This window comes from Prochlorococcus sp. MIT 1304, from assembly GCF_047305015.1.
Lineage (GTDB): Bacteria > Cyanobacteriota > Cyanobacteriia > PCC-6307 > Cyanobiaceae > Prochlorococcus_A > Prochlorococcus_A marinus_E.
In genome coordinates this window covers 1,211,623-1,223,672 of the sequence record NZ_CP138974.1, presented here as the reverse complement: position 1 = coordinate 1,223,672, position 12,050 = coordinate 1,211,623, and the positions used below count along the sequence as shown (strand labels likewise).

General features: G+C 33.6%; 12 protein-coding genes. 1 reads left to right on the top strand and 11 read right to left on the bottom strand.

Annotated elements, in window-relative coordinates; translation table 11 throughout:
• Positions 1 to 6: 6 nt before the first annotated feature.
• From SIB45_RS06895 to glpX, 7 genes are all read right to left on the bottom strand, one after another.
• Positions 7 to 393 carry a hypothetical protein gene (locus tag SIB45_RS06895; RefSeq protein WP_011862810.1) on the bottom strand — a complete coding sequence of 129 codons (387 nt, stop codon included), beginning with the start codon at positions 391 to 393 and terminating at the stop codon, positions 7 to 9.
• Entirely contained in the window at positions 383 to 931 is a 549-nt protein-coding gene (locus SIB45_RS06890) for a CIA30 family protein (protein ID WP_011862809.1), read from the bottom strand. The genes SIB45_RS06895 and SIB45_RS06890 overlap by 11 nt, the downstream gene beginning before the upstream one ends.
• A 30-nt stretch (positions 932 to 961) precedes the next feature.
• A complete protein-coding gene (pgl, locus tag SIB45_RS06885) occupies positions 962 to 1,699 on the bottom strand; it encodes a 6-phosphogluconolactonase (protein WP_011862808.1) in 738 nt (245 codons plus the stop codon).
• A complete protein-coding gene (gene gndA, locus SIB45_RS06880; RefSeq protein ID WP_011862807.1) occupies positions 1,687 to 3,105 on the bottom strand; it encodes an NADP-dependent phosphogluconate dehydrogenase in 1,419 nt (472 codons plus the stop codon). The genes pgl and gndA overlap by 13 nt, the downstream gene beginning before the upstream one ends.
• A 95-nt stretch (positions 3,106 to 3,200) precedes the next feature.
• A complete protein-coding gene (locus tag SIB45_RS06875) occupies positions 3,201 to 4,496 on the bottom strand; it encodes a glucose-1-phosphate adenylyltransferase (RefSeq protein ID WP_011862806.1) in 1,296 nt (431 codons plus the stop codon).
• A 130-nt stretch (positions 4,497 to 4,626) separates the two neighbouring features.
• Positions 4,627 to 5,937 (bottom strand): glutamyl-tRNA reductase, encoded by a 1,311-nt coding sequence (locus SIB45_RS06870; RefSeq protein ID WP_011862805.1) that lies wholly within the window; start codon positions 5,935 to 5,937, stop codon positions 4,627 to 4,629.
• Between the two features lie 18 nt (positions 5,938 to 5,955).
• Positions 5,956 to 6,957 carry a class II fructose-bisphosphatase gene (gene glpX / locus SIB45_RS06865; RefSeq protein ID WP_011862804.1) on the bottom strand — a complete coding sequence of 334 codons (1,002 nt, stop codon included), beginning with the start codon at positions 6,955 to 6,957 and terminating at the stop codon, positions 5,956 to 5,958.
• Between the two features lie 187 nt (positions 6,958 to 7,144).
• On the opposite strand from glpX, the gene rpe reads away from it, so the two are divergent.
• A complete protein-coding gene (gene rpe / locus SIB45_RS06860; RefSeq protein WP_011862803.1) occupies positions 7,145 to 7,903 on the top strand; it encodes a ribulose-phosphate 3-epimerase in 759 nt (252 codons plus the stop codon).
• Between the two features lie 21 nt (positions 7,904 to 7,924).
• On the opposite strand, the gene ccsB is transcribed toward rpe, so the two are convergent.
• From ccsB to typA, 4 genes are all read right to left on the bottom strand, one after another.
• Positions 7,925 to 8,854, bottom strand: coding sequence for a c-type cytochrome biogenesis protein CcsB (ccsB, locus tag SIB45_RS06855; RefSeq protein ID WP_011862802.1), 930 nt, complete (start codon positions 8,852 to 8,854; stop codon positions 7,925 to 7,927).
• 111 nt (positions 8,855 to 8,965) lie between these two features.
• Positions 8,966 to 9,694 carry an LPS export ABC transporter ATP-binding protein gene (lptB, locus tag SIB45_RS06850; RefSeq protein WP_187146068.1) on the bottom strand — a complete coding sequence of 243 codons (729 nt, stop codon included), beginning with the start codon at positions 9,692 to 9,694 and terminating at the stop codon, positions 8,966 to 8,968.
• A gap of 85 nt (positions 9,695 to 9,779) precedes the next feature.
• Complete coding sequence (locus tag SIB45_RS06845) at positions 9,780 to 10,148, bottom strand: DUF309 domain-containing protein (RefSeq protein ID WP_011862800.1); 369 nt, start codon at positions 10,146 to 10,148, stop codon at positions 9,780 to 9,782.
• Positions 10,149 to 10,159: 11 nt separating this feature from the next.
• Positions 10,160 to 11,956 carry a translational GTPase TypA gene (gene typA / locus SIB45_RS06840; protein ID WP_011862799.1) on the bottom strand — a complete coding sequence of 599 codons (1,797 nt, stop codon included), beginning with the start codon at positions 11,954 to 11,956 and terminating at the stop codon, positions 10,160 to 10,162.
• Between the last annotated feature and the right edge of the window lie 94 nt (positions 11,957 to 12,050).

The window sequence follows — 12,050 nt, the reverse complement described above, 5'->3', positions numbered from 1 at the left end:
ATTTTCTTAATCAATAAAACTTTTTATCCTATTTGCTAAATTTTCCAATCTAGCGCTGTATTTTGGTGAGTTGCATTTTTTTCCATTATTGCTATCCATCCATAATGTTTTAACTCCACACCATAATATTGGTTCATCAGGGAAATTAAGCTTAGAGATTACTAAAACCAACTCTTTGTTTGATTTAAAAAGTTCTAATTCAAGATCATAAATTTCTAATCTTTTACCTTCTTTATCTCGACATAAGATATTAACTGTTAAATCAATATCTTCATTTTCGAATTCGTATTCACCATTTATTTTTACTACAGAATGAACAAAAGGTTTATTTGTTAAATCTGCTGACTTAGCGATTAAGCTCTCTATATTTTTTGGTGGATTTTCAAATAACACTTATTGATTTAATTAAAACTTTTATAGAACCCTGTTTAAACTCATTATTAAGTAATCCATCATCACCGAACTTAGAGTGTAGTAGTTGCAATCTTTTAATTTTAGATGGCTTAAATTTAAATGGAAAACGTACTTTATTAGCTCTTACTGAAGGTTTTAAATCACTATAAGGAATTTGAACATTTGTTGTCCCGAATTTTTTTGTTGGGAATGATTTAATCCATCTAAGTCCACCCGGAATAAATTCAGTTAGTCCTAGTAGATCATCTTCACAAGCGACAGCAAATTTAAAAGTTCTTCCTTGTCCATCAATATTTAATTCAAAGGATGAATACTCAGATACATTTAAAGAAGGTTTATATATAGACGATCTACAGCTAACAAATCCTCCTGCTTTCTCGACAATATTACCCTTTAATATCAAACCCGAATTTGAAATTTCACAAAAAGCTGAACTTGATCCGCCCATAACAGTATCATTTAATGTTTTCCAACCATCGAACTCTTTTTTCTGAAATAAAAATTTTTTCTTACTCATTGAATATTTTTAATTATTACTAGACTTTAACTAAATTTCTAATTCTTTTGCTGATTCCAGATCACAAAATATTGAAATTTGATTAATAGATTTTATTAATTTTGATGGTGTTCTATCTGGTGACTCTTTTTCATCTAATAACCTCTCAAGAGCAATTCTTTTAGAAGCTCCACTTACTAAAAATACAATCTTTGATGAGGCTGATAGAACCTTTGGAGTTAGTGAAATTCTTTTTAAACCTTTACCATCATTAAAAATAACAAAATCATCTACATTATTATTTTTTTGATAAGGAAATAGTGAGGCTGTATGACCATCGTCTCCGAGACCTAATAATGTTAAATCAAAAGTTGGAGGGTTTGATCCGCATTTTTCAAATAATTTAGAAACAAATTGATTCTTTGTAGCTTCATCATCAGCATTTAAATCATTGAAAATTTCATAAAAAAAAGCTTTCGATCCAAAATTTTTTAACAATGAATTCTTCAACATTAACGAGTTACTCAATTCTGAATTTGGATCAACACATCTTTCATCCCCTAAAAAGACATCAACCATATCCCATCTAAGATCACTTTTTGATAAAAGCTTATAAACAGATTTAGGAGTTGAACCTCCACTTACACAAAATTTGAACCTGTCTTTCTTTTTTAAAGTATGGATAATATGACTTTCAATAAACTTAAAAACAGCTGTTGATAGTTCTAATTTGTCTTTGTATAAATTTATGGTGTATCCATTTTTGACCTTTTCAATCATTTCATCCATTCAGTATGAAAACTACCTTTCTTATCAATTCTTTCATATGTATGAGAGCCAAAACAGTCTCTCATTGCCTGAACGAGATTCTGAGGAAGTCTATTGGTTCTATAACTATTTAAATAATCTAAAGTACTGGATAAACATGGCACTGGTATACCTGCCTTTGTGGATAGAGAGACTACTTTAGCTAAGTTATCTAATCTTGTCGCAATTTCATTATTAAACCAATCATCAAAAATTAAATTTTTTAGATTAGGGTCTTTATTATAGGCATCTTGAATTTTACTTAATAATTTTGATCTAATTATGCAACCACCTTTCCATATTTGAGCAATTGACGGCATATTTAAACCATAGTTATATACTGCAGATGCTTCTCTTAAAATATCCATACCTTGGGCATAGCTAGCAATTGTGGCAAGGACTACAGCATCAAATAAAGGTTTCATTCCATCTGATATATTTCCTAAATCAAAATCTTCTATCTCTTTAGATGGAATAGTTTTTTCAATCTCACTACGTTGCTCTTTTAAAGAACTCATTACTCTTGCATTTAAAGATGCATAAATAGTTGGGACTGATACCCCCAGTTCTAGAGCACTTACAACAGTCCATAACCCTGTACCTTTCTGGCCAGCTTTATCTAATATTTTTTCCACGACATCATCTCCAGTTATCTCATCTTTTGTATTTAGACAAATCTCTGTTATCTCAACAAGATAAGAAGCTAATTCATCAGTATTATTCCAAATACCAAATACCTCTGACATCTGCTGTCCATTCATACCTTTGACTCTCTTCATAAGGTCATAAGCTTCTGCAAGTATTTGTTCAATTCCATATTCAATTCCGTTATGAACAGTTTTTACAAAATGACCTGAGCCTCCTGGTCCAACATATGCGACACATGGTCCGTCTTCAACTTTGGCAGCCATTTTTGTTAATAAGCTTTCTATTGCATCATATGAAGCCTTAGTTCCACCGGGCATCATGCTTGGGCCCTCTAGAGCTCCTTTAGCACCTCCAGAGACTCCCATCCCAATGTATCCAAAACTTTTACTTTCAAGAGTATTCACCCTTCTTTCTGTATCTTTAAATTGAGAGTTGCCGCCATCTATTAATAAATCTCCTTCCTCGAGATATCCAGAAATATTATCAATGACAGCATCTGTTGCGGGCCCAGCTTTTACCATCATTAGAATTCTTCTAGGTCTCTCTAGCTTATTAACAAATTCTTGAAGAGTTTCAGCTCCTTCAATATTCTTTCCAAGGCCACGACCTTGTAAAAATTCCTCGGTTTTGGAGTAAGTCCTATTAAAAACTACACTAGAAAATCCATTTCTCTCTGCGTTAAGAACTAAATTTTCGCCCATAACACCAAGACCTATTAAACCAAAATGTGCCTTGGACATAAAAAATTAAAAAACTCAATAAATATAGTGTGCCTGCAACTCAACAAAATTGCTCAAAAAAAATACTTATGTCAGCGAAAAATGATGGAAAAGATTTAAATAACAGTTCCGTTTGCAATAGTTGCATTTTTAACTACTACAACAATTCCATTTCTGATATAGAAGCCTAATTCTGGCTTATCTGCTTCTTCTACTCGATCTTTATTAATGATCACGACATTATCACCAATTCTTGTATTCTTATCAAGAATTGCTCTTTTTACAGTAGTCCCTTCACCTACTCCAAGAGGCGTTCCGCCCCCTTTTCTTAATTCAAACCTCTCTTCAGGGGATTCAAAGAAATCGGCTCCCATAACAAGAGTATCCTCAAGAACTGAGTCACTTTCAATCCTGCTTCTTACCCCTAAAACACAATGTAAAATACTGCATGACTTCAAGATTGTACCTTCACAAACAATTGAATCAGTAATTTGTGCATCTACAAGCTTAGAAGGGGGTAAAAATCTAGGTCTAGTATAAATTGGAAATTTCTCATCATAAAAACTAAATGGAGGTTTTGGTTGCTCAGTCAATGCAAGGTTTGACTCAAAGAATGCCCCAATGGTTCCAATATCTTCCCAATAATCATCGAATACATAACTTTTAAGAGTATCACCTCTATTGAGAGCTTCTGGAATTATGTCCTTACCAAAATCTGTATAATTAGGAAATTTATTTAGAAGATCGAAAAGAGTATTTCTGCTAAAAACGTAAATACCCATAGAGGCTAGATATGGTTTTTCGGCAGCTGACTCCTTACTTAATCCAAATTTTGAAGTATCTACTGCCATTGCCTTCAACTTCTCTCCAGTGGGCTTTTCACTAAATTCTTTTATATTTCCTAAATCATCGGTTCTCATTAGGCCAAAACCTTCTGCTTGAGCTTCATCAACAGGCAAAGCTGCAACAGTTAAATCAGCACCATTATCTCTATGATGTTGAACAAATAAACTGTAGTCCATTCTGTACAGTTGATCACCTGACAATATTAAATATTCATCTACATCCCATTCTTGAAATAACCATTGGTATTTTCTTACGGCATCAGCAGTACCTTCAAACCACTTCGGACTATCAGGAGTCTGTTGTGCCGCTAAAACCTCCACAAATCCTTGGCCGAAAGGGCCATTTAAATTATATGTTCTTCCTATATGTCTATTAAGAGATGCACTATTGAACTGGGTCAATACGTACATTTTTTTAATGCCTGAATTTATACAATTACTTATCGGAATATCTATCAAACGATACTTACCTGCCAATGGCACAGCAGGTTTAGCCCTCATTTTTGTTAGAGGGTAAAGTCTAGAACCTTTTCCTCCTCCGAGGATTATGGCCAACACACGCTTCATTCAATCAAATGGAGGTAGATATACAACTACCTAAAGTAACTGATTATGGGCATATTTAGAAATACAAATGGTCAGTTTACAAAGGTATTTCGATAAATCACTGGAAAAACTTAATATAAATAGAAAAAAGTTAGTTATTTTTATCCTCTTCTACCAAAGAAAACAATTTTTCAACGATTTTCAAAGAAACTTGTCTTTCTTCTCTTGATTGAGGACTTCTCAACTTGGTGACCGGCGTATGAAGTATTTTATTAATTATTCCTTTAGTCAGAGCTTCCACAACTTTTCTTTCTCGAGCCGAAAAATCTGGTCCCATTCTACTTAGTGCTTTTTGTAATTCCTCCTTTCTAATTAACTCCAAATCTGATCTAAGTTTATTAATTACTGGAACGGCCTCTAAACTTGCCCACCATTCTAGAAAAATGATCCTTTCTTCTTCTACTAAAGATTCCGCTTCCTTTGCTATTTTCTGTCTAAATTCTTGATTTCTTGAAACGACCTCTTGTAAGTCATCAACATCAAATGATTTTACAAATTCATGTTGTTTGACATCATTAGATATATTTCTCGGCACACCAATATCAATAAATTTAAGTCTATTACTCAAATTTATTTTTTCAATTTTTGTGAGATCAATAATTGGCTCTTCAGAAGCAGTACTGGTGAAAACAAGCGAAGATAATGATATGTTTTCTTCTAATTCGTTTAAACCTTTACAAACAATCTCTAAATCAGGGAAGTCTTGAGCAAGATTTAAAGCTCTATCAATATTTCTATTTAAAAGGATAAGTTTATGACATCCTTTTGATTTTAAATGAGTTATTAAAAGCCTACTCATTCTTCCAGCGCCAACTACAAGAACATTTTCTGATTCCAAACTTACAAGATTATCGAAACCTTTTTCTTGTCCAATTTTTAATTGTGCTAGTTCTACCGCTGCCGAACTGATTGACACGGCTCCAGTTCCTAAATTTGTTTCGGATCTTACTTTTTTACCTGTACTAACTGATTGAGTTAATAATCTATTAAGTATTGGTCCAGTAGATTGATTCTCTTGACCTAATCTCATCATTTTTTTTACCTGCGAAAGGATTTGTCCTTCACCCAAAACGAGGCTATCAAGTCCTGCCGAAACTTTCATCAAATGCAAAACTGCTTCTTCCTGTCTAAAGCAAAAAAGATGTGGATTTAAATCGTCAAAAATAATTCCAGAATATTCTGATATGAATTCTTTAATAGATGAAATTCCAGTATTTTTATCCTTTACTAGCGCATATATTTCCAGCCTATTACAAGTACTTAAAATTGATACCTCTAATACATCAGAGAAAGCTTTTAATGCTTTCAATGACTCTGTTATGGATTGGTCAGGAATACTTAACTTCTCACGCACTTCGACAGGTGCCGTGCGATGACTCAGTCCGACGACAACAATATGCATAAAATTAAAAGTGAATTTTTAAAGGCTGATACTCTTAGCACCATCTTTTATATGGACAGTATTTGTGAACCTTGCAGTACTATCTAACGTACTAATAACTAAACTACTTGTTCTTACACAATCCCTTTCAAATTTAACTCCGTCAAATAATAAGCCATCAGTTATACCACTTCCAGCGAAAACAACATTTTCTCCGGATGCCAATTCATTCGCTTCATAGATTTTATCTATATCTGTTATGCCCATTTCATTAAGACGTTTTATATTTCCTTCTTTTGTGTAATCAGCCCATTCAGAGGTTTGAGCTATTGCTGGATCATAAACTAGTTGTCCTTGAAAGTGTCCACCGAGAGCTCTCATTGCAGCAGCTGAAATAACACCCTCTGGGGCTGCACCTATACCCATCAAGCAATGTGTTCCAGTACCTGCGAAACCACATGCAATCGCAGCTTGAACATCACCATCAGAAATCGGTTGTACTTTGGCACCACATCCTCGAATCTCTTTAATTAAATCTTTATGCCTAGTTCTATCCATTACAACTACAGTAAGCTCATCAATAGAAAGGCCCAAGCAATCACTTAGTATCTTCAAGTTTTCAGTAGCTGAATTTCTAATATCTACTTTACCTTTGGCCGCGGGAGGCGCTGCTAATTTGTTCATGTAAAAATCAGGCGCATTGAAAAGACCACCCGTATCAGAGGCAGCTAAAACCGCCATAGAACCTCTTTGATTATTAGCGCAAAGATTTGTTCCTTCACAAGGATCTACTGCAAAGTCAACCCCTGGGCCATTTCCACTGCCTACTTCTTCACCTATATAAAGCATAGGTGCTTCATCTCTTTCACCTTCTCCAATAACAATTTTCCCTTTCATTTCAATTTTGCCCATTCGCAATCTCATTGCTTCTACAGCTGCAGCATCAGCTTCATCTTTTTGACCAAGTCCTGTTAGTTTTGCTGAGGCAATAGCTGCTTGCTCGACAACTTCGAGAATTTCTTGAATTAAAGTTTGATTCACAATTAAATTTTGAGGATTTTCTTAAAGGTTTTGAGTATGATCTCATAAAAAATGACATTTTTTATGAGAATTATTATGCTAGTAAGCTTTTTTTAACTCTTTACACGTGATACTTTATCAGGCCGTGACTTGAAATTAGGAATAAACAACTAAATATAGTATCTTTATTAAATATTTTAAAAATTAAATGACTGAGTCAAATCAAACAATTTTAGCTGGTGTTAATAGACCAATTCAAATAATTCCTTCAGTTTTACCAGCAGATTGGGCAAATATGGGGGCTTGTGTGAAAGAGCTCGAGGAAGCTGGGGTAGATAGAATTCAATTTGATGTAATGGATGGGAATTTTGTGCCAAATCTTACATTCGGTCCTGAAATGATTGCTGCATGCAGGAAATATTGCAATGTCCCTTTTGAAACACAATTAATGGTGAGCCAATACAACTGTGAAACTATGCTTGAATCTTACGTAAACGCCACAAAAGGGGCGAATGGTGAACCAGGAGTAGTAATAGCTCATGCCGAAGCAAATATTCATTTGCATAGAGTTCTCGGGAGAATAAGAGATCTAGGAGGATCTCCTTCTGTTGCTTTAAACCCACATACTCCTTTTGAAATGATTAAAAACATTATGGATATGGTTGATCATGTTTTGGTTATGACAGTTAATCCAGGATTTGGAGGACAAGCTTACATACCAACAATGCTTAATAAAATCAGAGAAATAAGAAACTTTATTATCGAAAAAAACTTAAATGTCGACATTGAAGTTGATGGTGGGATAAAAGCAAATTGGACTATTTCACAATGTGCCCATGCTGGTGCTAATTGTTTTATTGCAGGTAGCGGAATGTTTGCTTACCCAACATTAAAAGAAGGATGTGATGACTTGAGAAAAGTTGCACAAGAAGCACAAAAAGGGGATGTTCTTTCAGAACCTCAATAAATATTCTGGATGATTAAGAAATCATCCAAATATCCATCCATAACTATGCAACCCTATTCCTAAAAAATTAACTCCTAAATAACATACTAAAACAACTAAAAAACCTGTAGATGCTAATAATGCTGGCTTGCGTCCTTGCCAACCCTTGCTTATTCTCATATGCAGATAAGCGGCATAAAACAACCATGAGATAAATGCCCATGTTTCTTTTGGGTCCCAACTCCACCATGTACCCCAGGCCTCATTAGCCCAGACCGCACCTGATATCAAACCAAGAGTCAAAAGAACAAAACCTATTAATATAGAACGATAACTTAATGTATCTAATTCTTCTGAGTGAGAGAATTCAATAGATTCAACTAAATCATTTACAGGATAACTGTTTGAAAGTTTAAATCCTCCTATACCTGTAGAACTACTTCTAATTTGAAGCGGCTTATTTTTATTAATAAACAAAACGGACATTGAAAGTAAAGAACCTATTATTAATGCTGCGTAACTAAGCATTACGACGCTAACATGCATTACTAACCAACTAGACCTTAAAGCTGGAACTAAGTTGGATGATGATTTCAAATCCTCAGGTAAAACAAAACAAGCAAAAGACACAATAAGCAACTCAATAGGTATAGCAATTGAGGGAATTATTGGAGCTTGGTATTCTCTTTCAACCAACAGTTGACCTAATGTGATACCCCAAGCAAGGAAATAAAGAGATTCATACAAATTGCTAATAGGAAAGTGCCCAGAAATTGACCACCTAAAAAGTAATTGTAATGTTATTAATAAGTTCACTAAAATCGTAATAAGTCTTACAGCAAAAGAAGATTTTTTTTTAAAAACTGCACCCAAAGAAATTGGTAAGTTAATTAATAAAAAATAAAAAACTAAAAGACCTAAAACTGAAACTGGTTCATATATTAAATTTTTAAAAAAATTATCTAGTATCATTTCTAGAAATTTCTCAAGTTTTAATATTCAATGACAAACAAATAATAATTAAAATCATCTTTATATGAGTAAATATTTAATAATAAAGTTTTAATTTTTTTTAAAAGCATTTCAAAGTTTGAAATTATCTCCTAGATAATACTTCTTAACTATTGGATTTTCAGCCAATTCACTTGATGATCCGTTAGCTAAAATTTTCCCTTCACTTAATACATATGATTTATTAGTAATTTGAAGGGTTTCCCTTACATTATGGTCTGTAATAAGAATACCTACTCCTGCATTACTTAACTTAAGAATTAGTTTCTTTAAATCATTAACAGCAAGAGGATCAATCCCCGCAAAAGGTTCGTCTAATAATAAATATTTAGGCCCTTTTCTTCCTACAGAGAGAGCTCTAGCTATTTCGCACCTTCTTCTTTCTCCACCTGAAAGTTGATAACCATAACTATCTACAAAATTATTCAAATTAAATTCATTAATTAGTTCTTCTCTTCTATTTCTAATTGCTGCTCTGCTATAGGATGAATTCTTCAAAGCCAAATCTATATTATCCTTTACAGTGAGGTCTCTAAATATACTCGCTTCTTGAGTTAAATAACCCAACCCAAGTCTTGATCTAATTGGGAGAGAAAGATTGGTAATATTTTTACCATTCATTAATATTCCACCTTTATCAGGTTTTATATTCCCAACTACAAGATTAAAAGTGGTGGTTTTCCCTGCACCATTAGGTCCTATCAAACCTACAACTTCCCCTGGATTAACAGTTATGGAAACATCATTTACAATTAATTTTCCTTTAATTGAAAGTGATACATTATGAATTTTTAGGTACATTTTCATTGAGATCGATTAGTTCTCTTGTTTTCTTAAAAAAAAAGAAATAGAAATTTAACTGAAGATAAAGTAATATTCATATTTATCAAAGAGGTTTCAAAGAAGGCACATCTTTCTCATTTACTAGCTCTTCATATTGTAATTTCCTTAATAAATCTTCCAAGCATCTACAGAAAGATTCAAGATCAATCCCTAAATTAATATTGGTTCTAGTTTTTATTCGACCTAAACCCTCTCCAAGCAAAATAGTAGCTCCATTTAAATTACCCTTACTTAAGTGAAACTGAGAAACAGATACTTGTAAAATTCCCTGGATAACTTGTCTTTCGTCACCATCGACTAAATTCCATATTTCTTCAAAAGCGTCATGAGCCTCATACCATTCATGATTATTAAAAAGAGTTAAAGCAGTAAAAAGGGAATCTTTAAAACTTTTTGTACTTTCTTCATTCATGAAACTAATAATTAATTTTTTTTCTTTTTATTAATTTTTCTCATTCTTATTGAATCTGGTGTTACCTCTAGCATTTCATCTGGACCAATATATTCGAGTGCTCTTTCAAGGGTAATATCAACAGGTGACTGCAAAGTATCAAGTTCTTCTGCTCCTGCAGACCTCATATTAGTCAACTGCTTAGTTTTACATATATTCAACTCAAGATCTTGCGGTCGATTATTCTCTCCAATTATCATCCCCTTATAAACTTTGACTCCAGGTTTAATGAAATAGACTCCCCTATCTTCAGCATTCTTTAATGCATAAAATGTGGCAACACCTTCTTCAAAAGCTATAAGGACTCCGTTTCTCCTGGTTTCAAAATCTCCTGTTTTAGGTTTATATTCATAAAATGAGTGGCTCATGATGCCTTCACCTCTGGTTATCCTTACAAATTCCCCACGAAATCCGATTAATCCTCTTGATGGAACAAGAAATTCTAATTGAGTTCTACCATCTGAACTTGTCTGCATGTTTTTCATCTCTGCCTTTCTAGATCCAAGTTTTTCGATGCAAGAACCAACAGATACTTCAGGCACATCTAAAACCAAAGTCTCTATAGGCTCACATTCAACGTTATCAATTTCTCTGAAAATTACTTGAGGTTGTGATATTTGGAACTCAAAACCCTCTCTTCTCATGGTTTCAATCAATATCCCTAGATGTAATTCTCCTCTTCCTGAAACTGAGAACCTGTCAGGAGAATCAGTTTCTTCTACTCTTAGGGCAACATTTGTTAGAAGTTCCCTCTCCAATCTATTTTTTAATTGTCTACTGGTAACAAATTTCCCTTCCTTTCCCGCGAATGGTGAATCATTGACAACAAAAGTCATATTTAAGGTAGGTTCATCAACTTTGATTAATGGGAGAGGATGAGGAGAATCGGGACATGCTATGGTCTCACCAATATTGACGTCATCAAAACCAGAAACAGCAACAATATCTCCTGCAAATGCTTCATTTATATCAATTCTTTGTAATCCTTCAAATCCTAAAAGCTTACTAACCTTACCTTTAATAGTTTTTCCGTTTTCTTTAATTAAACTAGCCTGTTGGCCATTTTTTATAGTTCCATTGTGGATCTTTCCAATTACTATTCTGCCCAAGAAATCAGAATAGTCCAAGGTAGTTATTTGTAGCTGAAGAGGCTTATTAGAGTCACCTACTGGAGGAGGAACATGTCTTATAATAGCTTCAAAAAGAGGCATCATATTGTCACTATTAGATTCCATCTCTTCTTTTGCGAAACCAGATAAGCCACTCCCAAAAAGATAAGGAAAATCACATTGATCATCATCAGCTCCTAATTCCAAAAACAAATCAAGGACCTTATCAATTGCTAGTTCTGGCACTACTCGTGGTCTATCAATTTTATTTACAAAGACTATAGGCCTAAGTCCTTTTTCTAATGCTTTTTTTAAAACAAATCTTGTTTGAGGCATAGGTCCCTCATTTGCATCAACAATAAGCAGACAACCATCAACCATTCCCAAAACCCTCTCAACTTCTCCTCCAAAATCAGCATGTCCAGGTGTATCTATAATATTAATTCTGGTATCTTTATAGTTAACTGCAGTATTTTTTGAGAGAATTGTTATCCCCCTTTCTCTTTCAAGATCGTTTGAATCCATTACACATGTAGGGATAACTTCATTGTCTCTAAATATTCCTGATTGAGATAACAATGCATCTACAAGCGTTGTCTTGCCATGATCTACGTGAGCAATAATTGCAACATTTCTAATTTCTTTTATCGAAGATGACATTTATAGAATTTATATAAATAGAAGTTTGACTTTATTAAGGCTAACTCAAAGTATGCTTATTATGAAAATTTTCTTTTTAAGACTTTGAAAAAAA

What these genes read in the sequence shown, in the direction of transcription:
- typA (WP_011862799.1), bottom strand. Translation starts at nt 11,956, where the DNA reads ATGTCATCTTCGATAAAAGAAATTAGAAATGTTGCAATTATTGCTCAC.
- SIB45_RS06870 (WP_011862805.1), bottom strand. Translation starts at nt 5,937, where the DNA reads ATGCATATTGTTGTCGTCGGACTGAGTCATCGCACGGCACCTGTCGAA.
- SIB45_RS06890 (WP_011862809.1), bottom strand. Translation starts at nt 931, where the DNA reads ATGAGTAAGAAAAAATTTTTATTTCAGAAAAAAGAGTTCGATGGTTGG.
- rpe (WP_011862803.1), top strand. Translation starts at nt 7,145, where the DNA reads ATGACTGAGTCAAATCAAACAATTTTAGCTGGTGTTAATAGACCAATT.
- ccsB (WP_011862802.1), bottom strand. Translation starts at nt 8,854, where the DNA reads ATGATACTAGATAATTTTTTTAAAAATTTAATATATGAACCAGTTTCA.
- gndA (WP_011862807.1), bottom strand. Translation starts at nt 3,105, where the DNA reads ATGTCCAAGGCACATTTTGGTTTAATAGGTCTTGGTGTTATGGGCGAA.
- lptB (WP_187146068.1), bottom strand. Translation starts at nt 9,694, where the DNA reads ATGTACCTAAAAATTCATAATGTATCACTTTCAATTAAAGGAAAATTA.
- SIB45_RS06875 (WP_011862806.1), bottom strand. Translation starts at nt 4,496, where the DNA reads ATGAAGCGTGTGTTGGCCATAATCCTCGGAGGAGGAAAAGGTTCTAGA.
- SIB45_RS06845 (WP_011862800.1), bottom strand. Translation starts at nt 10,148, where the DNA reads ATGAATGAAGAAAGTACAAAAAGTTTTAAAGATTCCCTTTTTACTGCT.
- pgl (WP_011862808.1), bottom strand. Translation starts at nt 1,699, where the DNA reads ATGGATGAAATGATTGAAAAGGTCAAAAATGGATACACCATAAATTTA.